We start from the raw sequence: 25881 nt of genomic DNA on the forward strand, positions 1-25881 counted from the left end.
TCATCCGGTAAACACGAGCTACCTGATACACCGCATGGGGCTGCTACGCAGCCCAGCGGGAGCAAGCTCCCTCGCCACAAAAGGCGCCCAAAGCCACCCAGGCTCTGGGTGGTCACTTAAAGGCTCATCACTTCCCGAATATCCGCCGCCAATTCCCGCACCCGCGCTTCTTCGGTGTCCCACGAGCACATGAACCGTGCGCCGCCCTTGCCGATGAAGGTGTAGAAGCGCCAGCCCTTGGCGGTCAGCGCGGCGATGGCCGGTTCCGACAGTTGCAGGAAAACGCCGTTGGCCTGGACCGGGAACATCAGTTCCACGCCGGGAATGTCGTTGACCAGTTCTGCCAGCAATTGGGCGCAGTGGTTGGCGTGGCGGGCGTGTTTGAGCCAGGCGTCGTTTTGCAGCAGGCCGACCCAGGGCGCCGACAGGAAGCGCATTTTCGACGCCAGTTGCCCGGCCTGTTTGCAGCGGTAGTCGAAATCCACGGCCAGGTCATGGTTGAAGAACAGGATCGCCTCGCCCACCGCCATGCCGTTCTTGGTGCCGCCAAAGCACAGCACGTCCACGCCGACCTTCCAGGTCAGGTCCGCCGGGGAGCAGCCGAGGAAGGCGCAGGCGTTGGAAAAGCGCGCGCCGTCCATGTGCAGGTTCAGCCCCAGTTCCTTGCAGGTGACGCTGATGGCGCGGATTTCATCCGGCGTGTAGACGCTGCCGACTTCCGTGGCTTGGGTCAGGGTGACGACCCGAGGCTTGGGGTAGTGGATGTCCTGGCGCTTGAGGGCGATCTCGCGGATCGCCTCGGGGGTCAGCTTGCCGTTTTCAGTACGTGCCAGCAGCAGCTTGGAGCCGTTGGAGAAGAACTCCGGTGCACCGCATTCGTCGGTTTCGACGTGGGCGGTTTCCGAGCAGATCACGCTGTGATAACTCTGGCACAGCGAGGACAGGGCCAGGGAGTTGGCCGCCGTGCCGTTGAACGCGAAGAACACTTCGCAGTCGGTTTCGAACAAGGCCCGGAAATCGTCCGCCGCGCGGTGGGTCCACTCATCGTCGCCGTAGGCACGTTGATGACCCTGGTTGGCTTCTTCCATGGCGGCCCAGGCTTCGGGGCAAATGCCGGAATAGTTGTCGCTGGCAAACTGTTGACTCTTGTCGGTCATGGCCTTGCTCCTGAATAGAGAGTCCTGGATAAAGAGATCCCTGGCGGAATGCCCGGATGGGGCGTTCCCTGGTTCGGCGTGTTTGGGTCCACAGCGCCGTGGTCGATACTGGTGCGCACTTTACCCAAGATTAGTGGGGGAACACACCGGATGTTTCTGTCGGAAAGTATCAATCTCGTCGCGCGGCTTTATACATGAGCCGGCGTGACGGGGCCCTGGACCTGCTCAAGTGGTTGGCTCTTTTGTCGATGGTCCTCGATCATCTGCGATATGTCGGTTTTTCCGTCGATTGGCTCTATGTGCCGGGACGCTTGGCATTCCCGTGGTTCTGCCTGGCGATGGCGGCGAATCTGGCGCGCAGGGGTGCCAGCGCCGCTCCATGGCGGTACCTGGGCTGGCTGCTGCTATTCAGTGCCGTCAGCGAAATCCCCTACCGCTTGTTCATTCCTGATCCCACCACCCTGAATGTGATGCCAACCCTGGTGCTGGGATTGTTGGTGGCGCGCTGTTGGCAAACGCCCACCCTGGAGGCGCGATGCCTGGCGGTGATGGCGTTGCTGTTGGCGGCGCTGTTTTCGTCGCAGTTGATGTTCGGTTTCTTCGGTGTGCTGCTGCCGCTGGCGATGTTGCTGGTATTCAAGCGTCCCTTGTACATGGCGCTGTTGCCGGGGCTGGTCTGCGTGGCGGCCAACCAATGGCGAGTATTGTATGGCGCGGCGTGGTTGGGAGATGGGGTGGCGTTGTGGGGGCTGGTGGCTTGCCTGATCGCGCCATGGCTTGGGCAGGTGCTTTTGCGACATGCCGGTCGTTTTCATCCACCGGCGATGCGGCGCTGGGCCTATGGCCTTTATCCAGCGCATTTCCTGCTATTGCTCGCGGTTCGCCAGGTCGCTGCTTAACCCTGCGGGAACTGTATTTTGGGAACAGGCCTGTGGGAGCAAGGCTTGCCCGCGATGAAAGCGCCGCGGTCTCCCATGGATCGCGGCGCCTGGATCGCGAGCAAGCTTTGCTCCCACAGTGCTATCGCGCAGGCCTTGCTCTCCGACTCTTTGATCCCATGTCGTAAACGCACCTTTGCGTGGCGTCCATAGGCATTTGACATGCCTGCGCCAGCCATACCATCGCATCCAAAGGGCACGACCGAATGGTCCGTGCCTCACCGAGACGAAAGGCGCACCGCCGCCGCTGGGAGAGACGCGATGTTCAGCAAACAAGACCAAATTCAAGGCTACGATGATGCGCTGCTGGCGGCTATGAACGCCGAAGAGCAACGTCAGGAAGATCACATCGAGCTGATCGCGTCGGAGAACTACACCAGCAAGCGCGTGATGGAGGCCCAGGGCAGCGGCCTGACCAACAAGTACGCCGAAGGCTATCCGGGCAAGCGCTACTACGGTGGCTGCGAGCACGTCGACAAAGTCGAAGCCCTGGCCATCGAGCGCGCCAAGCAGTTGTTCGGTGCCGATTACGCCAACGTCCAGCCGCACTCCGGGTCTTCGGCCAACAGCGCCGTGTACCTGGCCCTGCTACAAGCCGGCGACACCATCCTGGGCATGAGCCTGGCCCATGGCGGTCACCTGACCCACGGTGCCAAGGTGTCGTCCTCGGGCAAGCTCTACAACGCGGTGCAATACGGCATCGACACCACCACCGGCCTGATCGACTACGACGAAGTCGAGCGCCTGGCGGTCGAGCACAAGCCGAAAATGATCGTGGCCGGTTTCTCCGCTTACTCCAAGACCCTGGATTTCCCACGTTTCCGTCAGATCGCCGACAAGGTCGGTGCCCTGCTGTTCGTCGACATGGCCCACGTGGCTGGCCTGGTTGCCGCCGGTCTGTACCCGAACCCGCTGCCGTACGCCGACGTGGTCACCACCACCACCCACAAGACCCTGCGCGGTCCGCGTGGTGGCCTGATCCTGGCCAAGGCCAACGAAGAAATCGAGAAGAAGCTCAACGCCGCGGTATTCCCCGGCGCCCAGGGCGGCCCGTTGATGCACGTGATCGCCGGCAAGGCGGTGTGCTTCAAGGAAGCGGCGGAGCCTGGCTTCAAGGCTTATCAGCAGCAAGTGATCGATAACGCCCAGGCCATGGCTGGCGTGTTCATCAAGCGCGGCTACGATGTAGTGTCCGGTGGTACCGATAACCACCTGTTCCTGGTCAGCCTGATCCGTCAGGGCCTGACCGGCAAGGATGCCGATGCTGCCCTGGGCCGCGCCCATATCACCGTCAACAAGAACGCCGTGCCGAACGACCCGCAATCGCCATTCGTGACGTCGGGCCTGCGCATCGGCACCCCGGCGGTGACCACCCGTGGCTTCAAGGTTACCCAGTGCGTCACGCTGGCCGGCTGGATCTGCGACATTCTCGACAACCTCGGCGATGCCGATGTCGAGGCCAATGTCGCACAGCAAGTGGCGGCCCTGTGCGCGGACTTCCCGGTTTATCGCTGAGTCGGTTTTGGAGTAATGACTATGCAACGCTATTCGGGCTTCGGCCTCTTCAAACACTCACTCAGCCATCACGAAAACTGGCAGCGGATGTGGCGCACGCCGACCCCGAAAAAGGTCTACGACGTGGTCATCGTCGGCGGTGGCGGGCATGGTCTGGCGACCGCCTACTACCTGGCCAAGGAACACGGCATCACCAACGTGGCGGTGGTCGAGAAGGGCTGGTTGGGCGGCGGTAACACCGCGCGCAACACCACCATCGTGCGCTCCAACTACTTGTGGGACGAATCGGCCCACCTGTACGAACACGCGATGAAACTCTGGGAAGGCCTGTCCCAGGACCTGAACTACAACGTGATGTTCTCCCAGCGTGGCGTCTACAACCTGTGCCACACCCTGCAGGACATCCGTGATTCCGAGCGTCGCGTCAGCGCCAACCGCCTCAACGGCGTGGATGGCGAGCTGCTCAACGCCAAGCAAGTGGCCGACGAGATCCCGTACCTGGATTGCTCGAAAAACACCCGCTACCCGGTGATGGGCGCCACCGTCCAGCGTCGCGGCGGCGTGGCCCGTCACGATGCCGTGGCCTGGGGCTTTGCCCGGGCGGCGGACGCGTTGGGCGTGGACTTGATCCAGCAGACCGAAGTGATCGGTTTCCGCAAGGAAAACGGCGTGTGCATCGGCGTGGAAACCAACAAGGGCTTCATCGGCGCCAAGCGCGTCGGCGTGGTGACCGCCGGTAACTCCGGGCACATGGCCAAGCTCGCGGGCTTCCGCCTGCCGATCGAATCCCATCCGCTGCAAGCGTTGGTGTCCGAGCCGATCAAGCCGATCATCGACAGCGTGATCATGTCCAACGCCGTGCACGGCTACATCAGCCAGTCCGACAAGGGCGACCTGGTGATCGGTGCCGGTATCGACGGCTACAACGGCTACGGCCAGCGTGGCTCGTACCCGGTGATCGAGCACACGGTCCAGGCCATCGTCGAGATGTTCCCGGTGTTGTCCCGCGTACGCATGAACCGCCAGTGGGGCGGTATCGTCGACACCACGCCAGATGCCTGCCCGATCATCTCCAAGACCCCGGTGCCGAACATGTTCTTCAACTGCGGTTGGGGCACCGGCGGCTTCAAGGCCACTCCGGGTTCAGGCAACGTCTTCGCTGCAAGCCTGGCCAAGGGTGAAATGCACCCGCTGGCCGCGCCGTTTTCCATCGACCGTTTCCACAACGGCGCACTGATCGACGAACACGGCGCTGCTGCCGTCGCCCACTAACAGGAGAAATCCCTATGTTGCACATCTTCTGTCCTCACTGCGGCGAACTGCGCTCCGAAGAGGAATTCCACGCATCCGGCCAGGCGCATATCCCGCGTCCGCTGGATCCGAACACCTGCACCGACGAGGAGTGGGGCGACTACATGTTCTTCCGTGACAACCCGCGCGGGTTGCACCATGAACTGTGGGACCACGTTGCCGGTTGCCGCCAGTACTTCAACGTGACCCGTGACACCGTGACCTACGAGATTCTCGAAACCTACAAGATCGGCCAAAAGCCGCAGTTCACCGACAAGGCTGACAGTCCGAAAGCGGCTGCACAGGCTCTGGGAGAGAAGGTATGAGCCAGATCAATCGCCTGTCCAACGGCGGACGGATCGACCGCAACAAAGTGCTGAGCTTCACCTTCAACGGCCAGACCTACAAAGGTTTCGAGGGCGATTCCCTGGCCGCTGCGCTGCTGGCCAACGGTGTCGACATCATCGGTCGCAGCTTCAAGTATTCCCGCCCGCGCGGCATCTTCGCCGCCGGTGCCGAAGAGCCGAACGCGGTGCTGCAGATCGGTGCCACCGAAGCCACGCAGATCCCTAACGTGCGCGCCACGCAACAGGCGCTGTACCAAGGTTTGGTCGCCACCAGCACCAACGGCTGGCCGAACGTGAACAACGACATGATGGGGATTCTCGGCAAGGTCGGCGGCAAGCTGATGCCGCCGGGTTTCTACTACAAAACCTTCATGTACCCGCAATCGTTCTGGATGACCTACGAGAAGTACATCCGCAAGGCCGCCGGCCTGGGCCGCTCGCCGACCGAGAACGATCCGGACACCTACGACTACATGAACCGTCACTGCGACGTGTTGATCGTCGGTGCTGGCCCTGCTGGTTTGGCCGCCGCACTGGCCGCGGCCCGCAGCGGTGCGCGCGTCATCCTGGCCGATGAGCAGGAAGAGTTCGGCGGCAGCCTGCTCGACTCCCGCGAGAGCCTGGACGGCAAGCCAGCGACCGAATGGGTAGCCTCTGTTGTCGCTGAACTCAAGTCGATGCCCGACGTGGTGCTGCTGCCTCGTGCCACGGTGAACGGTTACCACGACCATAACTTCCTGACCATCCACGAGCGCCTCACCGACCACCTCGGTGACCGCGCACCGATCGGCCAGGTTCGCCAGCGCATCAACCGCGTTCGCGCCAAGCGCGTGGTGCTGGCGACCGGCGCCTGCGAGCGCCCGCTGGTCTACGGCAACAACGACGTGCCGGGCAACATGCTGGCCGGTGCGGTGTCGACCTACGTGCGTCGCTACGGCGTGGCACCGGGCAAGAAACTGGTGCTGAGCACCAACAACGACCACGCCTATCGCGTCGCCCTGGACTGGTTCGACGCCGGTCTGCAAGTGGTGGCCGTGGCCGATGCGCGCAGCAACCCACGTGGCGCGCTGGTGGAAGAAGCCCGCGCCAAGGGCATCCGTATCCTCACCGGCAGCGCCGTGGTCGAGGCTCGTGGCAGCAAGCGTGTCACCGGGGCACGTGTTGCCGCGATCGACGTCCGCGCCCATAAAGTCACCAGCCCAGGCGAATGGCTGGACTGCGACCTGGTAGCCAGCTCCGGCGGCTACAGCCCGGTGGTCCACCTGGCTTCGCACCTGGGCGGCAAGCCGATCTGGCGTGAAGATATCCTCGGTTTCGTACCGGGCGAAGCACCGCAAAAACGTGTCTGCGTCGGCGGTGTGAACGGTGTCTACAGCCTCGGCGACAGCTTGGCCGACGGTTTCGAAGGCGGCGTGCGCGCGGCCAGCGAAGCCGGCTTCAAAGCGGTGGAGGGCGTATTGCCCAAAGCCCTGAGCCGTCATGAAGAGCCGACCCTGGCGCTGTTCCAGGTGCCTCACGAAAAATCCACCGCACGGGCGCCGAAGCAATTCGTCGACCTGCAGAACGACGTCACTGCCGCCGCCATCGAACTCGCCACCCGCGAAGGCTTCGAGTCGGTGGAACACGTCAAGCGCTACACCGCACTGGGCTTCGGTACCGACCAGGGCAAACTGGGCAACGTCAACGGCCTGGCCATCGCGGCCCGTTCGCTGAACGTGAGCATCCCGCAGATGGGCACCACCATGTTCCGTCCGAACTACACGCCGGTGACTTTCGGCGCGGTGGCTGGCCGGCACTGTGGGCACATCTTCGAGCCGGTGCGCTTCACCGCGCTGCATGCCTGGCATGTCAAGAATGGCGCTGAGTTCGAAGACGTCGGCCAATGGAAACGCCCTTGGTACTTCCCGAAGAACGGCGAAGACATGCACGCCGCGGTCAAGCGCGAATGCAAGGCGGTGCGTGACAGCGTCGGCCTGCTCGATGCCTCGACCCTGGGCAAGATCGACATCCAGGGCCCGGATGCCCGCGAGTTCCTCAACCGCGTCTACACCAACGCCTGGACCAAGCTCGACGTGGGCAAGGCCCGCTACGGCCTGATGTGCAAGGAAGACGGCATGGTCTTCGACGACGGCGTAACGGCCTGTCTGGCGGACAACCACTTCCTGATGACCACCACCACGGGCGGCGCGGCGCGCGTGCTGCAATGGCTGGAGATCTATCACCAGACCGAATGGCCGGACCTGAAGGTGTACTTCACCTCGGTCACCGACCACTGGGCGACGATGACCCTGTCGGGCCCCAACAGCCGCAAGCTGCTGAGCGAAGTCACCGACATCGACCTGGACAAGGACGCGTTCCCGTTCATGACCTGGAAGGAAGGCCTGGTGGGTGGCGTGCCGGCACGGGTGTTCCGGATCTCGTTCACCGGTGAACTGTCGTACGAAATCAACGTACAGGCCGACTACGCCATGGGCGTGCTCGAGCAGATCGTCGAGGCCGGGAAGAAATACAACCTGACCCCGTATGGCACCGAGACCATGCACGTACTGCGGGCCGAGAAGGGCTTCATCATCGTCGGCCAGGACACTGATAGCTCGATGACGCCGGACGACCTGAACATGGGCTGGTGTGTAGGCCGGACCAAACCGTTCTCGTGGATCGGCTGGCGTGGCATGAATCGCGAAGATTGCGTGCGTGAAGACCGCAAGCAACTGGTGGGTCTCAAGCCGATCGACCCGAATGTCTGGCTGCCGGAAGGTGCGCAACTGGTGTTCAACACCAAGCAGGCGATCCCGATGACCATGGTGGGTCACGTGACCTCCAGCTACGCCCACAACTCCCTGGGTTATTCATTTGCCATGGGTGTGGTCAAGGGCGGCCTCAAGCGGATGGGCGAGCGAGTGTTCGCGCCATTGGCTGATGGCAGCGTGATCGAGGCAGAGATCGTTTCTTCGGTGTTCTTCGATCCGAAGGGGGATCGGCAGAATATCTAACATTCAAGCCCTGCGGTGGGGGCGTGTGGGAGCAAAGCTTGCTCGCGATGTAGGCGACACGGTAGCCATCAGACCGAGTTATCGTTCATCGCGGGCAAGCCTTGCTCCCACAGCGCCACGCACCGGCAGGTCGAGCAAGCATTCAGACAGGTGCTCCATATGACCGCAGTCAACGTGTACCAACAACGCCCAACCACCGGGGCCAAGGCCGAGTCGTCGCTGCACCATGCCGACCTCGCCAGCCTGGTGGGCAAGGGTCGCAAGAACGCCGGTGTGACCGTGCGCGAGAAAAAACTCCTGGGCCACCTGACCCTCCGTGGCGATGGCCATGACCCGGCGTTCGCCGCGGGCGTGCACAAGGCCCTGGGCCTGGAATTGCCAGGCGCCCTGGCCGTCATCGTCAAGGGTGAAACCAGCCTGCAATGGCTCGGCCCGGATGAATGGCTGCTGGTGGTGCCCACTGGCGAAGAGTTCGCCGCCGAGCAGAAACTGCGTGAAGCCCTGGGCGACCTGCACATCCAGATCGTCAACGTCAGCGGCGGTCAGCAGCTGCTCGAGCTGTCCGGCCCGAACGTGCGCGACGTGCTGATGAAATCCACCAGCTACGATGTACACCCAAGCAACTTCCCGGTGGGCAAGGCCGTGGGTACGGTGTTCGCCAAGTCGCAACTGGTGATCCGCCACACGGGCGAAGACACCTGGGAGCTGGTGATTCGCCGCAGCTTCTCCGATTACTGGTGGCTGTGGTTGCAGGATGCCGCGGCTGAGTATGGGTTGAGCGTGCAGGCCTGATTGATGGCCTTGGAATGCTTTTGTGGCGAGGGAGCTTGCTCCCGCTGGGTTGCGAAGCAGCCCCCAGTATCAGGCGACTGCTGCGCAGTCGAGCGGGAGCAAGCTCCCTCGCCACAGGGTTCTTTGTCGCCCAGTTAATTTGAACAGGAGTCACCGCAATGAGCCGCGCCCCGGATACATGGATCTTGACTGCCGACTGCCCCAGCGTGCTCGGCACCGTGGACGCGGTGACCCGCTTTCTGTTCGAGCAGGGCTGCTATGTCACCGAGCACCACTCCTTCGACGACCGGCTCTCGGCGCGTTTCTTCATTCGCGTGGAGTTTCGCCAGCCCGACGGTTTTGACGAGCAGGCCTTTCGCGCCGGCCTGGCCGAGCGTGCGCAAGCCTTCGGCATGGTCTTCGAACTGACACCGCCCAACTATCGGCCCAAAGTGGTGATCATGGTCTCCAAGGCCGATCACTGCCTCAACGATCTGCTCTATCGCCAGCGCATCGGCCAGTTGTCCATGGACGTGGTGGCCGTGGTGTCCAACCACCCCGACCTCAAGCCGCTGGCCGACTGGCACCAGATTCCCTACTACCATTTCCCCCTGGACCCGAACGACAAGCCGGCCCAGGAGCGACAGGTGTGGCAGGTGATCGAAGACACCGGTGCCGAACTGGTGATCCTTGCCCGTTACATGCAAGTGCTGTCGCCGGAGTTGTGCCGCAAGCTCGACGGCAAGGCGATCAACATCCATCACTCGCTGCTGCCGGGCTTCAAGGGGGCCAAGCCGTATCACCAGGCCTATAACAAAGGCGTGAAGCTGGTGGGCGCCACGGCGCACTACATCAACAACGACCTGGACGAAGGCCCGATCATCGCCCAGGGCGTGGAAGTGGTGGACCACAGCCACTATCCCGAAGACCTGATCGCCAAGGGCCGGGACATCGAAGGGCTCACCTTGGCCCGGGCGGTGGGGTATCACATTGAAAGAAGGGTGTTCCTGAACGCCAATCGTACTGTCGTTCTTTAGGCCGCCATCGCGAACAAGGGGCTCGCGGTCAAAATTGTGGGAGCGAGCTTGCTCGCGATGAGGCCTTTAAGACAACAAAGAAACAAGACACAAGCACTAACCCGAGCAATCAACGCGCTGCCTGCCTGGGCAACGCAGTTCCACAAAAACAACAGCGAGGTGAAAGCATGTCTGGTAATCGTGGTGTCGTGTATCTCGGCAACGGCAAGGTCGAAGTACAGAAAATCGACTATCCAAAAATGCAGGACCCGCGCGGCAGGAAGATTGAGCACGGTGTCATCCTGCGCGTGGTCTCCACCAACATCTGCGGCTCCGACCAACACATGGTCCGCGGTCGTACCACTGCCCAGACCGGCCTGGTCCTGGGTCACGAGATCACCGGTGAAGTGATCGAAAAGGGCAGCGACGTCGAGAACCTGAAAATCGGTGACCTGGTGTCGGTGCCGTTCAACGTGGCTTGCGGGCGCTGCCGTTCCTGCAAAGAGCAACACACGGGCGTCTGCCTGACCGTCAACCCGGCCCGTGCCGGCGGTGCCTACGGTTATGTGGACATGGGCGACTGGACCGGCGGCCAAGCCGAATACGTGCTGGTGCCGTACGCCGATTTCAACCTGCTGAAACTGCCGGACCGCGACAAGGCCATGGAGAAGATCCGTGACCTGACCTGCCTGTCCGACATTCTGCCGACCGGCTACCACGGCGCCGTCACTGCGGGTGTTGGCCCTGGCAGCACCGTCTACATCGCGGGTGCCGGCCCGGTTGGCCTGGCGGCTGCCGCTTCCGCTCGCCTGTTGGGCGCGGCGGTGGTGATCATTGGCGACGTCAACCCGGTCCGCCTGGCTCACGCCAAGGCCCAGGGTTTCGAAATTGCCGACCTGTCCACCGATACACCGTTGCACGAACAGATCGCTGCGCTGCTGGGCGAGCCTGAAGTCGACTGTGCTGTCGATGCGGTAGGCTTCGAAGCCCGCGGCCATGGCCATGACGGCGTCAAGCACGAAGCCCCGGCCACCGTGCTCAACTCGTTGATGGGTGTGGTCCGCGTCGCTGGCAAGATCGGTATTCCCGGTCTCTACGTTACCGAAGATCCGGGCGCAGTCGATGCGGCGGCAAAAATGGGCAGCCTGAGCATCCGCTTCGGCCTGGGCTGGGCGAAATCCCACAGCTTCCACACCGGCCAGACCCCGGTCATGAAGTACAACCGCGCGCTGATGCAAGCGATCATGTGGGACCGTATCAACATCGCCGAAATCGTGGGTGTGCAGGTCATCAGCCTGGATGATGCGCCGAAGGGTTATGGCGAGTTCGATGCGGGCGTGCCGAAGAAGTTTGTGATTGATCCGCACAAGTTGTTCAGTGCGGCGTAAAGCAGTAGGCAGGACGGAAAAAGGGCGACAGTGATGTCGCCCTTTTTATTCGGCCTGTCCCGGATTGCTTATTCCGGCGTCACTCTTGTGGCCTGCATGCCTTTAGTTCCCTTCTCGATTTCAAATGAAACGGTCTGCTTCTGTTTCAACGTTTTATAACCCTCGCCGGCTATCGCCGAGTAATGAACGAACAATTCCTCGCCGCCGTTGCCGCAGGTAATGAAGCCATAGCCTTTTGCATCGTTAAACCATTTAACGGTTCCTTTGATTCGGTCGTTCATTTTTATTGTCCTGCTTGCCGAATGAATAAAGGCGTGGTTGCCCATGACCTTGTTTCCGTTGACACAACGGGAGCTTAGGGACGGGGCAAATCGTTGCCTACTGTCAGAGTTGACAGTAGGCAATACCGAGAGGAAATAACCGATTGCAGGTGATATTCAGAGGCCTGTCATGAGGCGGTCATGCCATGGCTTGCGCTTTCCATTGTGGCGAGGGGATTTATCCCCGTTGGGCTGCGTAGCAGCCCCTTGCTTTTCAGATACCAGCGGCGAGCGCTTCGCACTCGAGCGGGAGCAAGCTCCCTCGCCACGGGTTATTGATGTGCAGTTGCGGCCCCGACCCGGTCGCAGAATTCAGGGTAGAACCCCCGGGCGCTAGGGCCTTGGCAATAGTCTTGCGCCTGGGCCAATGCAGCACCGCTGAAATTCAGGTTGCGAGGCATGCTGGCAAAGGTGATGTAGCCATCCTGTTGCGTCTTGATGGCGTCGAAACCCTGCATGTCGTAGACCAATTCCACGTCATCATCAGCCAGCAGTCGCGCCTTGACCGTCACCTGTGTGTATTGCTTGCCCCCTGGTGCGCCATTGAGTGCCGCCAGGCCGTGGCCGACGACACGCAGCATGTGCGGGACCCAGGGCTCGCAGTCATCCGCGCAAGGGCCTGGACGGTAGAGCACGGTCAGCGCCTGTTGATCGCGGCTCACCTCGGTCAGGGTCGGGTCGGAGCGTTTGATGCGGTGTTCGATGGTCAGCCAGGTCTTTTGTTCTTCGCTGGTGCCATCGGCAAGTTCCGGGGTCAGCGGGCCGCGCTGGCATTCGCTGACGCCCAGGGCGATGAGCATGCCGGTCAGGATGACCGCGAGGGTGGCGCCGCCGATTTTTACGTTCATGGGCAAACTCTGCAGGAGGAAGCCGCACTGTACGGTAATGGTGCAGGCGAGGGCAGGGGGCTTTGGGCGGGCGGTGCTGGAACAGTGACGCGGTTACCATGACCGATCAATAAATCAAGTTGAAGTAGTCGCCGTTCATCAACCTGCACATTCGGGTCTCCGCGCTTTCGCAGCGATTGCTCATCCATTTTGAAAAGGCCGGTTCCAGGATTTGTTGATCATCCAACTTCAGATTGATCGCCCCGTACCTGCACGTGATGGTCGCACGGGGGGCTGTCTGCTCGTCCCCATCGTCCTCATGGATGACGTACTCGGCGCCTTCGAATTGCAACGAGGTCGGGTCGACCACGTCCACCAGGCTTTCGCTCTTCCATTCGTGGTCTTCCCGGATATCGACGAAGTAAACGTCTTCCAGAGATTCAATGTTCCGGTGAATGTCAGTGACGGCGGGGCACGTTATTTCACTGGCATGGACGGGGCCGATGATCAGCAAAAGCAAGACCGCGCCTCCAGCCAGTATTTTTTTCATGTGCCAGGCTCCAGGGCTCAGTTCGACAATTTCACGGCTTTGGTCGGGGCGGGCTACTGTCAATGTTGGCAGTTATTTATGTCAATTTAGAACTGTATAGGGATGTTTGGTAACTTTTTGCTATATAAAAAAGCGCAGTTTTCGTTAAATCAGACGCTTCCTACTGGCCCTGAAGAATTTTCTGTAATGGCTATCGGCCATTCTCGTAATACGTTTAGGAACAATCTCCGTCCGTGCCAGTCCAACGCACGTTTTAAGCCGCTCGTTATGGGCGGCTTTTTCATGCTCAAGAGGATGTACCGGATGAAGGTTTCACGAGGTTTTGCACTGTCCTGGCTGCTGACACTGGCCGCCAGCCCGGCCTTCGCGCAGTTCAGCCTCAGCGATGCGGCCAATGTGGTGTCGGCGATGCAGGGCAACTCAGGTGAGGAAGAGGGCGTCGTAGCCGCCGCGCCGAAAGCTGCCGGCCTGCTCAACACCCTGGGGTCGGAACTCAAGATCACGCCGGAACAGGCCATCGGCGGCGCCGGTGCGATGCTGGGGCTGGCGAAGAATCGGCTCAGCGAGCCGCAGTTCTCCGAGTTGAGCAAAAGTGTGCCGGGCCTGGATCAGATCGCCGGCAACAGCGCCATTGGGGGGCTCAATGGCTTGGGCGGTTTGCTCGGTGGCGGGTCGGACAAAAATGCCTTGCTCGACGGCCTGCTGGGTAACGTCAAGGACACCGGCGACCTGAACAATGCCTTCAGTGCGCTGGGCATGGACAGCGGCATGATCGGCCAGTTTGCCCCGATCATTCTGCAGTACCTCGGCCAGCAGGGTGTGGCCGGTTCGCTGCTGCAGAACCTGGGTGGTATTTGGGGCACAGGTGTCTGATCAGCCACCCTTGTTGCGCAAAGCTGCAATACGTTGGTCCTTTTCAGTCCAGAGCTGGTTGACCCAATCCTGCACATGCTGGCGAAACACCGGGTCGTTTTCGTAGTCGCCCTGCCACAAGACGGGGTCCAGTTCGCGGGTCTGGATGTCGATGATGACCCTGGGCACCGCGCCGCTGATCAAGTCCCAGAACCCGGGAATCTTCTCTTGCGGATAGACCACGGTCACGTCCAGTACCGCATCCAGTTGTTCACCCATGGCCGCCAGCACGAACGCCACGCCACCGGCCTTGGGCTTGAGCAGGTGGGTGAAGGGCGATTGCTGTTGTTGGCTTTTGGTGGTGGTGAAGCGGGTGCCTTCGAGGTAGTTGACCACGGTGACCGGTTGCCGCTTGAACAGCTCGCAGGCGGCCTTGGTGATTTCCAGGTCCTTGCCGGCCAGCTCCGGGTTCTTCGCCAGGAACGCCTTGGTGTAGCGTTTCATGAAAGGGTAGTCCAAGGCCCACCAGGCCAGGCCCAGGAACGGTACCCAGATCAGTTCCTTCTTGAGGAAGAACTTGAAGAACGGCGTGCGCCGGTTGAGGGTCTGGACGAGGGCGGGGATGTCTACCCAGGACTGGTGATTGCTGATCACCAGGTAAGAGGTATCGCTGCGCAGGTCCGCACCGCCGCGAATGTCCCAGCGGGTAGGGATGCACAGGGCAAAGATCAGTTTGTCGATCTCGGCCCAGGTCTCGGCGATCCACATCACCGCCCACGAGGCGTAGTCGCGAAAGCGCCCGGGCAGGACCAGTTTGAGCAGTGCGAACACCATCAGCGGCCCGAACAGCACCAGGGTGTTGAGCAACAGCAGCAGGGTGACGAAACAGCCGGTGAGCAGGCGGCGCATAGATGACTCTTGCAAACGGGTGGGCGGGCCATGATAAGCAAGCTTCGGGCGGTAGGCCAAATCGGTGTGGACGAATGTTTCACCTTTTGATCGGTATGCTGGGTTTGCTTCTGTGGCGGGCTGGTTGTTCTCGGCTATCGATCTTGAAGTACGCAGAACGAATCCCTTTGCCACTGTCTAAAAGCCCACCCATACAGGAAGCCCTATCCCATGAAATCCCTTCTCGCCCTGCTTTCCCTGGTGGCCCTTCCAGTGCTGGCCGCCGAGCCGACCCTGTACGGGCGCTACGAATACATCGCGCTGCCGGAAATCGGCGGTGAAGTGCTCAAGGCCAAGATGGACACCGGCGCCCTGACCGCCTCGCTGTCGGCCAAGGACATCGAGACCTTTACCCGTGACGGCGATGATTGGGTGCGGTTCCGCCTGGCGACCAAGGATGCGAGCAACAAGGTCTACGAACACAAGATCGCCCGCATCAGCAAGATCAAGACCCGTTCCGAAGAGGATGAGGACGACGACGAAAAGATCGCCCCCACCAAGCGCCCGGTGGTCGATCTGGAGTTGTGCCTGGGTAACGTCAAGCGCACGGTCGAGGTCAACCTGACTGACCGCAGCAGTTTCAATTACCCACTGTTGATTGGTGCCAAGGCGTTGCGTGAGTTCGGCGCGGCGGTGAACCCGGCGCGGCGGTTTACGGCGGATAAGCCGGACTGCTGATTTCCCTGATTGACTCACCCCAAGCCTTGCGGCACCGTTCCGGCAACTTTTACTGCCGGGCTCGCAAGCCATGCCTCATATCCTGATTGTCGAAGACGAAGCCGCCATCGCCGATACGCTGGTGTTTGCCCTGCAAGGGGAGGGGTTTGACACCACTTGGTTGAGTCTTGGCGCCGCCGCCCTCGAGTACCAGAAAAGCACCCCGGCGGACCTGATCATTCTCGATGTGGGCCTGCCGGATATCAGCGGATTCGAGACTTGTAAAAATCTCAGACGTTTCAGCGACGTTCCGGTCATCTTTCTGACAGCCCGGGATGGGGAGATCGACCGGATCGTAGGCTTGGAAATCGGTGCCGACGATTACGTGGTCAAACCCTTCAGCCCCCGCGAGGTGGCGGCCAGGGTCCGGGCGATCCTCAAGCGCGTGGCGCCGCGGCCAGCGGTAGAGCCGGGCATGGGATTGTTTCAGGTCGATGCCGACCGTGTGCAGATCAACTATCGCGGCAAACCGCTGAACCTCACCCGCCACGAATTTCGCCTGCTCAATTGTCTGCTGGAGCAACCCGAGCGGGTCTTCAGCCGCGAGCAATTGCTCGATGCCTTGGGGGTTGCCAGCGATGCCGGCTACGAGCGCAGCATCGACAGCCACATCAAGAGCGTGCGCGCCAAGTTGCGCCTGGTTCGGGCCGAGGCCGAACCGATCCAGACACATCGAGGCCTGGGCTACAGCTACAGCCCAGGGCACAGCTGATGTCGCTGGGGATCCGGATTTTCCTGGTGTATGTGCTGTTTATCGCCCTGACCGGCTATTTCGTGCTCAACACGGTCATGGAGGAAATTCGCCCCGGCGTGCGCCAGTCCACCGAAGAAACCCTGGTGGACACCGCCAACCTGATGGCCGAGATCCTGCGGGACGATTTCAAGGCCGGCACCCTCAACCAGAATCGCTGGCCGCAGTTGCTCAAGGCCTACGGCGAGCGCCAGCCGGCGGCGACGATCTGGGGCTTGCCGAAGAATCAGGTCAGCCATCGCATCTACGTCACGGATGCCAACGGCATCGTGGTGCTCGACTCCAGTGGCGTGGCGGTAGGGCAGGATTACTCGCGCTGGAACGACGTCTACCTGACCCTGCGCGGCCACTACGGCGCCCGCTCGAGCCGCAGCGATCCGGACGATCCGGCGTCTTCGGTGATGCACGTCGGCGCGGCGATCCGCGACAACGGCCGGATCATCGGCGTTGTCACCGTCGCCAAGCCCAACAGTTCCTTGCAGCCTTATGTCGACCGCACGGAGCGGCGCCTGTTGGCCTACGGCGCCGGCTTGGTCGCCCTGGGCTTGTTGCTGGGCGGCTTGCTGTCGTGGTGGCTCAGCGCGGCACTGCGGCGTTTGACGATCTACGCCCAAGCGGTCAGCCAGGGGCGTCGGGTGGAAGTGCCGCATTATCGTGGCGGCGAGTTCGAGCAATTGGCGGGTGCCGTGGAACACATGCGCACCCAACTCGAAGGCAAGGCGTACGTCGAGCGTTACGTGCACACACTTACCCACGAACTCAAGAGCCCGCTGGCGGCGATTCGCGGCGCCGCCGAGCTGCTGCAAAGCGACATGCCCGCCGCCCAGCACCAGCGCTTCGTCAGTAACATCGACAACGAAAGTGCGCGCATGCAGCAGTTGATCGAACGCTTGCTCAACCTGGCCCAGATCGAGCAGCGCCAGGGGCTGGAGGAAGAGGTCTCGGTGCCGCTGGCGGCGTTGATGGACGAGTTGCTGGAAGCGCGCGGCGGCTGGCTCGAAAGTCGCCAGTTGACGGTTGAACAGCACATCGCTGCCGACCTGACATTGACGGGAGAGCCGTTCCTGTTGCGCCAGGCCTTGGGCAATTTGCTGGAAAACGCCCTGGACTTCACCCCCGTCAACGGCCTGCTACGAGTCAGCGCCGAGCGCCGTGGGAGCCGCGTCGAGATCCGCCTGTTCAACCAGGCCGCGCCGATCCCCGACTACGCGCTGCCTCGCCTGAGCGAACGCTTCTACTCCCTGCCGCGCCCGGACAGTGGCCGCAAGAGCACCGGCCTGGGGCTCAACTTCGTGGAGGAGGTGGTGCAGTTGCATGGGGGGCAGTTCAGTATTGGCAATGTCGAGGGCGGGGTGGAGGTGGTTTTGCGGCTGCCCTGAAACCGCATCCGCTATCTGACGGAACACTCATCCTTGTGGGAGCGAGCTTGCTCGCGATAGCGGGGTACCAGCCGGCATAACTGGCGCTGACCCACCGCCATCGCGAGCAAGCTCGCTCCCACAGAGGTTCCTGGTTCTCCACACAATCTCCACATTGCGCCCATAAACCCCTCACACAGCCACCCCAGACTCTCCCTCATTCGAACAGGGAGAGCCCCACATGAACCGCAGCCTCGCCATAAAACTGGGCATGATTGCCCTCTTGATTCTCTTGCTGATGATTCCGCTGTTGATGATCAACGGCCTCATCGATGAGCGCCAGGAGTTGCGCGACGGTGTGCTGCAGGATATCGCCCGCAGCTCCAGCTACAGCCAGCAATTGATCGGGCCGATGATCGTGGTGCCGTTTCGCAAGAGCGTGAAGGTCTGGAACACCAATGAGAAGACCGGCGTGCGTTTCCTGGAAACCGTCGAGCGCACGGGCGAGTTGTATTTCTTGCCGGAGCAATTCGAGCTCGACGGCCAGGTCCGCACCGAGACCCGTGCCCGGGGCATCTACGAAGCGCGGATGTTCCACGCCGATAACCGGATCGATGGCCGCTTCAAGGTGCCAGAGCGCTACGGTGTCGCCGCCAAGGACTTTGCCGACTACCGCTTCGACGAACCGTATTTGAGCGTTGGCATCAGCGATATTCGTGGCATCGAGAACGCGCTGACCCTGACGCTGAACCAGCAGACCGTCGACTTCCTGCCCGGTTCGCGGCTTGGCTGGCTGGGGCCGGGTGTGCATGTGCCGCTGCCGATGATCACCGCCCAGGGCGGCCCCGAGCTGACCTTCGGTTTTGACCTGCGCCTGCAAGGCACTGGCGAGTTCCAGATTCTGCCGGTGGGCAAATCCACCAAAGTGCACTTGTCGGCGGACTGGCCGCACCCGAGCTTCATTGGCAACTATCTGCCCAGCAATCGCGAGATCAATGAGCAGGGTTTCAGTGCCGACTGGCAGACGTCGTTTTTCTCCACCAACCTGCTGGAAACATTGCAAGCCTGCGAGCCGAGCGATGGCTGTGAAGCGTTCCGCAGCCGGGCCTTCGGTGTGAGCTTCATCGACCCGGTGGACCAGTACCTCAAGAGCGACCGGGCGATCAAATATGCGCTGCTGTTCATTGCCCTGACGTTCGCCGGCTTCTTTCTCTTCGAAGTGCTCAAGAGCCTGGCCGTCCACCCGGTCCAGTACGCCTTGGTGGGCGTGGCGCTGGCGTTCTTCTACCTGCTGCTGTTGTCGCTGTCGGAGCACATCGGCTTCACCCTGGCGTACCTGGTGTCGGCCAGTGCCTGTGTCGTGCTGATCGGGTTTTATGTCTGCCACGTGTTGCGCAGCGTGAGCCACGGCCTGGGGTTTTCGGCAGGGCTGGCGGGTTTGTACGGTTTGCTCTACGGCCTGTTGAGCGCGGAGGACTATGCGTTGCTGATGGGGTCGCTGTTGCTGTTCGGCCTGCTGGGCGTGTTCATGGTGCTGACCCGCAAGCTGGATTGGTACGGGGTCGGGGCGAAACCGGCCGCGGCGATGAGTTTTGAGCTGGGAGAGGTGAAATGAGCCGGTCGCTGGGGTTGCGTGAGGATCAGCGGGAGGGGGCGATGTTGGTGGCGCTGATTGCCGGGTTGTTTCCGCTGGACCGCGTTGGCCCTATCGCGAGCAAGCTCGCTCCCACAGGAGACCTCGTTTACCCAGGCAACCGAATCAAATGTGAGAGCGAGCTTGCTCGCGATGGGGCCGGTGCAGCCAGTGCAGAGCTAGATTTTTGGCACTGTCTCAATCATTGAAGGCCGCAAGCTCACCTCGGCAAACCACGCCGCCAATTGCGGGTTGGCCTTGCGCCATTCCAGGTCGGGATGGCGCAGGTCCAGGTAGCCCAGGGCGCAGGCCACGCTGATGGAGGCCACGTCGAAATGGCTGGCCAGTTCGGCGATCGCCTCGGCTTCGAGCAGGCCCAGGGCGCGGCGAATTTTGTCCCGTTGCGCATCGAGCCATTCGTCCCAGTGTTTTTCCACAGGACGTAGCGCGGTTTCGTAGCGGATCATCACCGCCGCATCCATGACTCCATCGGCCAGGGAGGCGAGGGTCAAACGCCGCCAGCGAGCCGCGCCGTCCCGGGGGATCAGCGGGTTGCCGACATGCTGGTGATCGAGGTAGTCGAGAATGACCCGGCTGTCATGAATCACGCTCCCGTTGGCCAGGCGCAGGGCCGGGATCTTGCTCAACGGGTTGTCCTCGATCAGCGCCCGATCCGGCTTGACCGGCGTGAGCTGGCTGAGCTGCAACGCCACGCGGTCCTGCTGACCGGTTTCGTGCAGCAGCACCAGGACCTTGCGAACGAAGGGCGAAGCGGGGTTGTGGAACAGCGTCATGCTGGGGGTGGACATGGCAACGTCTCGATTCAATGGGACTTGTCGCGCAGCATAGCGCGTTCATCCGTGTTCAAGGCAGGCGCGACCGAGGCGAAGAAGGGCGGTCGCGCCATGCATCAGGTGGCCGGTTGAAGGGCCTGCGGTTCTGGCGTCGACGTCGTCGGTTGCTGCTTGAGTTCCCGGGCGACAGTCCAGACGATGAACGCGGCGATGACATCGAAAATGGCCAGCAGCACAAACAGTGGGCTGTAGCCGATCTGGGTCACCATGACGCCGAACAGCAGCGTGAAGGCGGCGGCGCCCAGGTAACCGAACATCCCGCCCATGCCGGTGGCGGTGGCGACTTCATTCTTGCCGAACGAATCGGACGTGATGGCGTACAGCGCGCCGGACAGAGTCTGGTGGGCAAAGCCGCCGATGCACAGCAGGGCGATCGCTGTGTACGGACTGGCGACCAGGCCGATACAGGCTGGGCCGATCATGCAGGAGGCGCCGAACAGCAGGACCATCTTGCGCGAAGTGAACAACGACACCTTGCAGTATTTATGGAAGAACGGGCTCAGGTAGCCGCCCAGCACGCAACCGAGGTCGGCGGCCAGGAACGGCAGCCAGGCGAACATCGCGATCTCCTTGATGTTCATGTGCCGCTCGGTCATCAGGTACAGCGGGATCCAGGCGTTGAACGTCTGCCAGGCCGGCTCGGAGAGGATCCGGGCACTGGCAATGGCGTAGAAGTTGCGGCTGGCGATGATGCGTTTCCAGCTGCCTTTCTTCGGCGTCGGGTCTTGAAAGTGAGCTTCCTGGCCGCTGAGGATGTAATCGCGCTCGGTGTCGCCCAGGAGCTTCTGGTCGCGTGGATGTTTGTAAAAGATCAGCCAGAGGAACGTCCAGGCCACGCCCAGGCCGCCAACGATCAGGAACGCCAGCTCCCAACCACTGTTCAGGATCGCCCAGACCACTAGCGGCGGAGCCAGCACGGCGCCGATCGAGGAACCGATGTTGAACCAGCCGATGGCCACCGAGCGTTCCTTGGCCGGGAACCATTCGGTAGAGGTCTTTACCGCAGCCGGCAGCCCGGCGGCTTCCGTCAGGCCAAGCAAACCGCGGAAAAACGCCAGGCCCTGCCAGCCCGACGCCATGGCCGCCGCGGCACAGGCGATGGACCAGGCGAAGGCGAAAATGGCGAAGCCCATCTTGGTGCCGATGGCATCGATGATGTAGCCGGCCACCGGTTGCATCAACGCGTAGCAGACCTGCCAGGCCACGACGATGTGGGAATACTGCTCGGTGGAGATATTCATTTCGCTCATCAGGGTGGGAGCGGCCACCGAGAGGGTATTGCGAGCCAGGTAGTTGACCATCAGGCCGGCCGTGACCAGGCCGACCATCCACCAGCGGATGCCTTTGATTTTCATCACTTCACCATCGATTATTTTTGGATTTGGCGTGGCGTGTTTCGTTGTAGGTTGTCGTACAACTAGCGCACTTATAGAGGGTCAAGAATTAATTTGTCAACAAATATGTCAAAGGCTGGGCGGTCTGAAACAGCCGGCGCGCTCGCGGTTGTCGTATGACGAAGAGAGAAGGGGCGCCCACTCTGGCAAGTGCACGCCCGGATGACTCAGCGGCGGGGGATCAGTCCCCACACCGCCAACACGGAGGGTATGCCCAACCCCAGCCAACTGACGGCGTCCCACAGGCCGTCACCCAGCAAGGCACTGAACAGCCCGGCGGCGCAGAGAATGGCGATCAGCACGGGCATGCCGAACACTTTCCAGAAACTCGACTGCCGTGGCCTCACGAGGCGACCTCCGTACCGACCGTTGCACGCTTGGCCGCTTTGCGCCGCACTAGCCACAGGTAGACGCCGCTGCCGAGGACGATGATGGTGAGCACGTCGAGGGTGGCCCAGAAGATCTGCATCGGCCGGCCACCGTAGTCGCCGAAGTGCAACGGTAGAGACAGGCTCATGACGTCCATGTACCACGGCCGCTCGGCCACCGCGGTGACCGCCAGGGTGCTGGCATCGATCAATACCGGCGTCAGCAAGTGCGAGGTCAGGTGGGTGCTGCCTTTCATGAACACGCCGTAGTGGTGTTGGCTGGAAAACAACGTGCCGGGGAAGGCGATGAAGCTAGGCTCCATGCCCGGCGCGACCTCCTTGGCGATGTCGAGCAAGCGGGTGGCCGGGGCCAATTGCGTCAGCGGCGGGGCGTTGCGATAGGGTTCGACCATGGCGCTGAGGCTGTCGTTGCGCCAGGCGGCGATGATCAGGTCGGCGCACGCGGCAATCACGCCGGTGACGCCCACGGTGAGCGCCCAGACCAGCGTCACCACACCGATCAGGTTATGCAGGTCGAGCCAGCGCAGGCGCGTGGATTTGTCCTGGCGCACCGTGGCGAATTTCAACCGGCGCATGAACGGCAGGTACAGGACCACGCCGGAAACGATGGCGATCACGAACAACAGCCCCATGAACGCCAGCAGCAACTTGCCCGGCAAACCCGCGAACATATCCACGTGCAGGCGCAGCATGACCATCATGAAACCGCCGTTGGCCGAGGGCATTTCCAGGGCCTCGCCAGTGCGTGCATCGAGCATGAAGGTATGGGAGGAATTGGGCTCGGTGTCCGGTGTCGGCGCCATGATGGTGAAGATGCCGTTGGGCTCGTCTTCGTCCCAGCCAAAATACTGGACCACTTCACCCGGACGATGGGCCTTGGCCTTCTCCACTAACTGCTGGAGGTCCAGGTGTGGCGTGTCGGCAGGCATCTCCCGGAACTCGGGAGCGTCGCCCAGCAGGTGTTCGATTTCATGGTGGAAGATCAACGGCAGCCCGGTGATCGCCAGCATCAGCAGGAACACCGTGCAGATCAGGCTGGTCCAGGTGTGGACGAAGGACCAGCGGCGGATGGTTTTGCTTTTCATGAGCGATCCGAATGCAAGAGGGCCTCGATGCCTGAGCCCCTTCAGTCCAGTCGTGAAACCTGTGGAAGCGAGCTTGCTCGCGAAAGCGGGGTGCCAGACAACATCAATGTTGACTGTTACGCCGTCTTCGCGAGCAAGCTCCCACAGGGATTTCATTTGACTGGCAGGTCTCGGGTACAGGTGCCCTCAAAAGGTTTTGCAAATGCTAACCGTTTACCATTTGTAATTCACGCTGGCGACGACGTTGCGTTGGTCGCCGTAGTAGCAGTAGAAGCCATCGCAAGTGGACAGGTAGTCCTTGTTGAAAATGTTCTTCGCGTCCACCGCCACCGTGACGCCTTTGAGGGTCTTGTTCAAACGCCCGAGATCGTAGTGGGCCGAGGCGTCGTACACGGTATAGGAGCCGACATGGCCCCAATCGGTGTTGGTGGTATTGCCGTAGGTGTCGCCGACATAGCGCACACCGGCACCGACACCGAAGCCATCCAGCGGGCCGTTGTGCCAGGTGTAGTCCGCCCAGGCGGTGGCCTGGTTGCGCGGTACCTGGGCCATGCGCTTGCCTTTTTCAGCGGCGGTACCCTTGGTGATTTCACTGTCGTTGTAGGTGTAGGAGCCGATGAGCTTCAGGTTGTCGGTCACATCGCCCGAGGCTTCCAGTTCCAGGCCGCGCACCTGGACTTCACCCACTTGGCGGGTGACGTTGTTTTCGGTCACGGAGTTGTTTTTCTGGGTCAGGTCGAACACCGCGGCGGTCAGCAAGGTCTTGGTGCCCGGCGGTTGATACTTGATACCGGCTTCGTACTGCTCGCCTTCTGTTGGCTTGAACGCTTCGGTGCTGTTGACGGTTGAACCGGCCGCTGCCTGGAACGACTGGGCGAAGGAAATGTAGGGCGTCACACCGTTATCGAAGACGTAGCTCAACGCCGCGTTGCCGCTGAATTTCTTGTCGCGCTGGGTGTTGGTGACGTTGTTCTGGTTGTGGAATTCGGTGCCGGTGTGAATCCAGTCTTCACGGCCGCCGAGGGTCAGGCGCCAGTTGTCCAGGGCGATCTGGTCCTGGACATACAGGCCGGTCTGGTTGGTCTTCTGGTTGTAGTCATACATGGTGAAATACTGGACGTTGGAGAAATCCTGTCCGTAAGTCGGGTTGTGGATGTTGCTGGTCGGCACGCCGGTCGAGCCCCACAACCAACGCGAATTGCTGTTGGAGCGCTGGTGATCCAGGCCCAGCAACAGGGTGTGATTGAGGGCGCCGGTCTGGAAGTCGGCCTGGAAATTGTTGTCCACGGCGAACTGGCTGATGTCTTCGTCAACGACACTGGCGCTGCGCTTGATGGTGCCATCGGCGCTGACTGCTTCCTCAGGCCCCGCCGGCCAGAACTGCCCGCCAGCGGAGATGCCCTGGGTTTCCAGGTCGCTCTTGGTGTAGCGCAGGTTCTGGCGGAACTGCCAGGTGTCGTTCAGACGGTGTTCGAACGCATAGCCGAGGGCGTAGTAGGTACGGTCGTAGAATTCCCAATCCGGATCGCCGAGGTTCTTGTGGTGGGAAATCTTGCCTGCTGGCGAGGACAGCTTGGTGCCTTGCAGCGGCAGGAATTGCCCGGTGATGCCGGTGTCGTCGCGGGTGTACTGGGACAGGAAGGTCAGGCGCGTGTCGTCGTTGATGTTCCAGGTCAGGCTCGGCGCGAGGTTGTAGCGCTTGTCCGGGATGTGGTCGACCTGGGAGTTGCTGTCGCGCACGGTGCCGCTGACCCGATAGAGGAACTGGCCTTCGTCATCGACTTTGCCGGTGCTGTCGAAGTTGATCTGCTTATGTTCGTAGCTGCCGGCCTGCAGCTCGACCTCATGGCTGCTTTCGGCCTGTGGGCGACGGCTGACCATGTCCAGCATGCCGCCAGGTGGCGTCTGGCCGTAGACCGAGGAGGCCGGGCCACGCAGCACGGCGATGCGCTCAAGGTTCCAGGGCTCGATTTTCGGCGTGATGTAGTTGCCCTTGGGCAGCGGCAGGCCATCAAGGAATTGGGTCGGTACGAAGCCGCGCACCAGCAGCCAGTCGTTGCGCGAATCCGAGCCGTAGCCGCTGCTTTGCACGCCGGCGGTGTAGCGCAGGGCGTCATTGAGGTTGAGGACAGAACGGTCCTCCATCTGTTGGCGGGTGACCACGGAGACGGAGCGCGGCAGTTCGACGATCGGCGTGTCGGTCTTGGTGCCAGCGGCGGTGCGGGTGGCGACGTAGCTCTCGGTCGGGCCCCACGCGGTTTCGCTGAGACCGGCGCCGATCACGCTGGTTTCCGGCAAGGCCATGACGCCTTCAGGTAAGGCCACCAGGCTGTAGGTGCCAGCGCTGCTTTGTTCCAGTTGCAGGCCGGTGCCGCGCAAGGCCTCGCGCAATGCGCCGGTGGCGTCGAACTGGCCCTGGACCGGGGCCGAGGTCTTGCCCGAGGCCAGGGACGGATTCAGGCTCAGTGCGAGGCCGGCCTGGCTGGCGATCTGGTTCAGGGTGCTGGCCAGGGGCGCGGCGGGCAGGTTGTAGGTGCGCACGCTTGTGGTTTGTTCGGCGGCCAGCAGCGGGGCGCTGGTCAACGGGACGGCGAAGGCAATGGCAACGGCCAACAGGCTGGGGCGCAACAGGGTGTCTAGCGGGCGGGACATACGGCGGCTCCTGAATGGAAATATTTCTCAATTGCCTGGGTGCCGGATGAAAGTCGAAAAGTGATAGGGCTGGATGAAAATAATTTAGATTCGTTTTGCAGCTGGTGGCTTTGTGGTGAAGCGAATGGCCTCATCG

General features: G+C 61.7%; 23 protein-coding genes. 13 read left to right on the forward strand and 10 right to left on the reverse strand.

Translation table 11 applies throughout. From position 1 onward, the window contains the following. Positions 1–116: 116 nt before the first annotated feature. Complete coding sequence (locus AO356_RS13975) at positions 117–1157, reverse strand: low specificity L-threonine aldolase (protein ID WP_060740295.1); 1041 nt, start codon at positions 1155–1157, stop codon at positions 117–119. 194 nt (positions 1158–1351) lie between these two features. Between AO356_RS13975 and AO356_RS13980 the strand changes: the two genes are divergently transcribed. The 8 genes from AO356_RS13980 (at position 1352) to fdhA (ending at position 11415) form a co-directional block, all read left to right on the forward strand. Then, on the forward strand, positions 1352–2056 hold the full coding sequence (locus AO356_RS13980; RefSeq protein WP_060740296.1) for a TraX family protein: 705 nt from the start codon (positions 1352–1354) through the stop codon (positions 2054–2056). A 300-nt stretch (positions 2057–2356) separates the two neighbouring features. Then, entirely contained in the window at positions 2357–3610 is a 1254-nt protein-coding gene (glyA, locus tag AO356_RS13990; protein WP_003206308.1) for a serine hydroxymethyltransferase, read from the forward strand. Positions 3611–3631: 21 nt separating this feature from the next. Further along, entirely contained in the window at positions 3632–4882 is a 1251-nt protein-coding gene (locus AO356_RS13995; protein ID WP_003177603.1) for a sarcosine oxidase subunit beta, read from the forward strand. Positions 4883–4896: 14 nt separating this feature from the next. Then, the gene (locus tag AO356_RS14000) at positions 4897–5226 is read left to right on the forward strand and encodes a sarcosine oxidase subunit delta (protein ID WP_060740298.1); all 330 of its coding nucleotides are present in this window, start codon (positions 4897–4899) and stop codon (positions 5224–5226) included. Beyond that, positions 5223–8240: a sarcosine oxidase subunit alpha gene (locus AO356_RS14005; protein WP_060740299.1), complete on the forward strand. Its 3018-nt coding sequence runs from the start codon at positions 5223–5225 to the stop codon at positions 8238–8240. Before AO356_RS14000 ends, AO356_RS14005 begins: the two co-directional genes overlap by 4 nt. Before the next feature lie 159 nt (positions 8241–8399). Then, positions 8400–9032 (forward strand): sarcosine oxidase subunit gamma, encoded by a 633-nt coding sequence (locus tag AO356_RS14010; RefSeq protein WP_060740300.1) that lies wholly within the window; start codon positions 8400–8402, stop codon positions 9030–9032. A 158-nt stretch (positions 9033–9190) separates the two neighbouring features. Further along, on the forward strand, positions 9191–10048 hold the full coding sequence (purU, locus tag AO356_RS14015; RefSeq protein WP_060740301.1) for a formyltetrahydrofolate deformylase: 858 nt from the start codon (positions 9191–9193) through the stop codon (positions 10046–10048). Positions 10049–10215: 167 nt separating this feature from the next. After that, on the forward strand, positions 10216–11415 hold the full coding sequence (gene fdhA, locus AO356_RS14020; protein ID WP_060740302.1) for a formaldehyde dehydrogenase, glutathione-independent: 1200 nt from the start codon (positions 10216–10218) through the stop codon (positions 11413–11415). Between the two features lie 68 nt (positions 11416–11483). On the opposite strand, the gene AO356_RS14025 is transcribed toward fdhA, so the two are convergent. The 3 genes from AO356_RS14025 to AO356_RS14035 all read right to left on the reverse strand — a co-directional run bounded on the left by AO356_RS14025 (position 11484) and on the right by AO356_RS14035 (position 13112). Then, complete coding sequence (locus AO356_RS14025) at positions 11484–11696, reverse strand: cold-shock protein (protein WP_060743119.1); 213 nt, start codon at positions 11694–11696, stop codon at positions 11484–11486. A 311-nt stretch (positions 11697–12007) separates the two neighbouring features. Next, positions 12008–12583 (reverse strand): hypothetical protein, encoded by a 576-nt coding sequence (locus AO356_RS14030; protein WP_060740303.1) that lies wholly within the window; start codon positions 12581–12583, stop codon positions 12008–12010. A 106-nt stretch (positions 12584–12689) separates the two neighbouring features. Further along, on the reverse strand, positions 12690–13112 hold the full coding sequence (locus AO356_RS14035; protein WP_060740304.1) for a hypothetical protein: 423 nt from the start codon (positions 13110–13112) through the stop codon (positions 12690–12692). Positions 13113–13415: 303 nt separating this feature from the next. Here AO356_RS14035 and AO356_RS14040 point away from each other — a divergent pair, with 303 nt between their 5' ends. Further along, positions 13416–13985: a DUF2780 domain-containing protein gene (locus AO356_RS14040; RefSeq protein ID WP_060740305.1), complete on the forward strand. Its 570-nt coding sequence runs from the start codon at positions 13416–13418 to the stop codon at positions 13983–13985. On the opposite strand, the gene AO356_RS14045 is transcribed toward AO356_RS14040, so the two are convergent. After that, a complete protein-coding gene (locus AO356_RS14045) occupies positions 13986–14873 on the reverse strand; it encodes an acyltransferase (protein WP_060740306.1) in 888 nt (295 codons plus the stop codon). It lies immediately after the preceding gene. 210 nt (positions 14874–15083) lie between these two features. On the opposite strand from AO356_RS14045, the gene AO356_RS14050 reads away from it, so the two are divergent. From AO356_RS14050 to creD, 4 genes are all read left to right on the forward strand, one after another. Beyond that, positions 15084–15590, forward strand: a complete 507-nt coding sequence (locus AO356_RS14050) for an ATP-dependent zinc protease (RefSeq protein ID WP_053188779.1) — start codon at positions 15084–15086, stop codon at positions 15588–15590. 70 nt (positions 15591–15660) lie between these two features. Continuing rightward, positions 15661–16341, forward strand: coding sequence for a two-component system response regulator CreB (gene creB, locus AO356_RS14055; protein ID WP_060740307.1), 681 nt, complete (start codon positions 15661–15663; stop codon positions 16339–16341). Then, complete coding sequence (gene creC / locus AO356_RS14060) at positions 16341–17759, forward strand: two-component system sensor histidine kinase CreC (protein WP_060740308.1); 1419 nt, start codon at positions 16341–16343, stop codon at positions 17757–17759. The genes creB and creC overlap by 1 nt, the downstream gene beginning before the upstream one ends. Before the next feature lie 220 nt (positions 17760–17979). Further along, a complete protein-coding gene (gene creD, locus AO356_RS14065) occupies positions 17980–19353 on the forward strand; it encodes a cell envelope integrity protein CreD (protein WP_060740309.1) in 1374 nt (457 codons plus the stop codon). A 197-nt stretch (positions 19354–19550) separates the two neighbouring features. On the opposite strand, the gene AO356_RS14070 is transcribed toward creD, so the two are convergent. The 5 genes from AO356_RS14070 to AO356_RS14090 all read right to left on the reverse strand — a co-directional run bounded on the left by AO356_RS14070 (position 19551) and on the right by AO356_RS14090 (position 25745). Beyond that, entirely contained in the window at positions 19551–20180 is a 630-nt protein-coding gene (locus AO356_RS14070) for a glutathione S-transferase (RefSeq protein WP_060740310.1), read from the reverse strand. Between the two features lie 101 nt (positions 20181–20281). Continuing rightward, positions 20282–21580: an MFS transporter gene (locus AO356_RS14075; RefSeq protein ID WP_060740311.1), complete on the reverse strand. Its 1299-nt coding sequence runs from the start codon at positions 21578–21580 to the stop codon at positions 20282–20284. 206 nt (positions 21581–21786) lie between these two features. Next, positions 21787–21966, reverse strand: a complete 180-nt coding sequence (locus tag AO356_RS14080) for a hypothetical protein (RefSeq protein ID WP_060740312.1) — start codon at positions 21964–21966, stop codon at positions 21787–21789. Then, positions 21963–23093 (reverse strand): PepSY-associated TM helix domain-containing protein, encoded by a 1131-nt coding sequence (locus AO356_RS14085; protein WP_060740313.1) that lies wholly within the window; start codon positions 23091–23093, stop codon positions 21963–21965. Before AO356_RS14085 ends, AO356_RS14080 begins: the two co-directional genes overlap by 4 nt. A gap of 213 nt (positions 23094–23306) precedes the next feature. Further along, the gene (locus tag AO356_RS14090; RefSeq protein WP_060740314.1) at positions 23307–25745 is read right to left on the reverse strand and encodes a TonB-dependent siderophore receptor; all 2439 of its coding nucleotides are present in this window, start codon (positions 25743–25745) and stop codon (positions 23307–23309) included. Positions 25746–25881 lie beyond the last annotated feature (136 nt).

Origin of the sequence: Pseudomonas fluorescens (assembly GCF_001307275.1) — a bacterium.
Lineage (GTDB): Bacteria > Pseudomonadota > Gammaproteobacteria > Pseudomonadales > Pseudomonadaceae > Aquipseudomonas > Aquipseudomonas fluorescens_AA.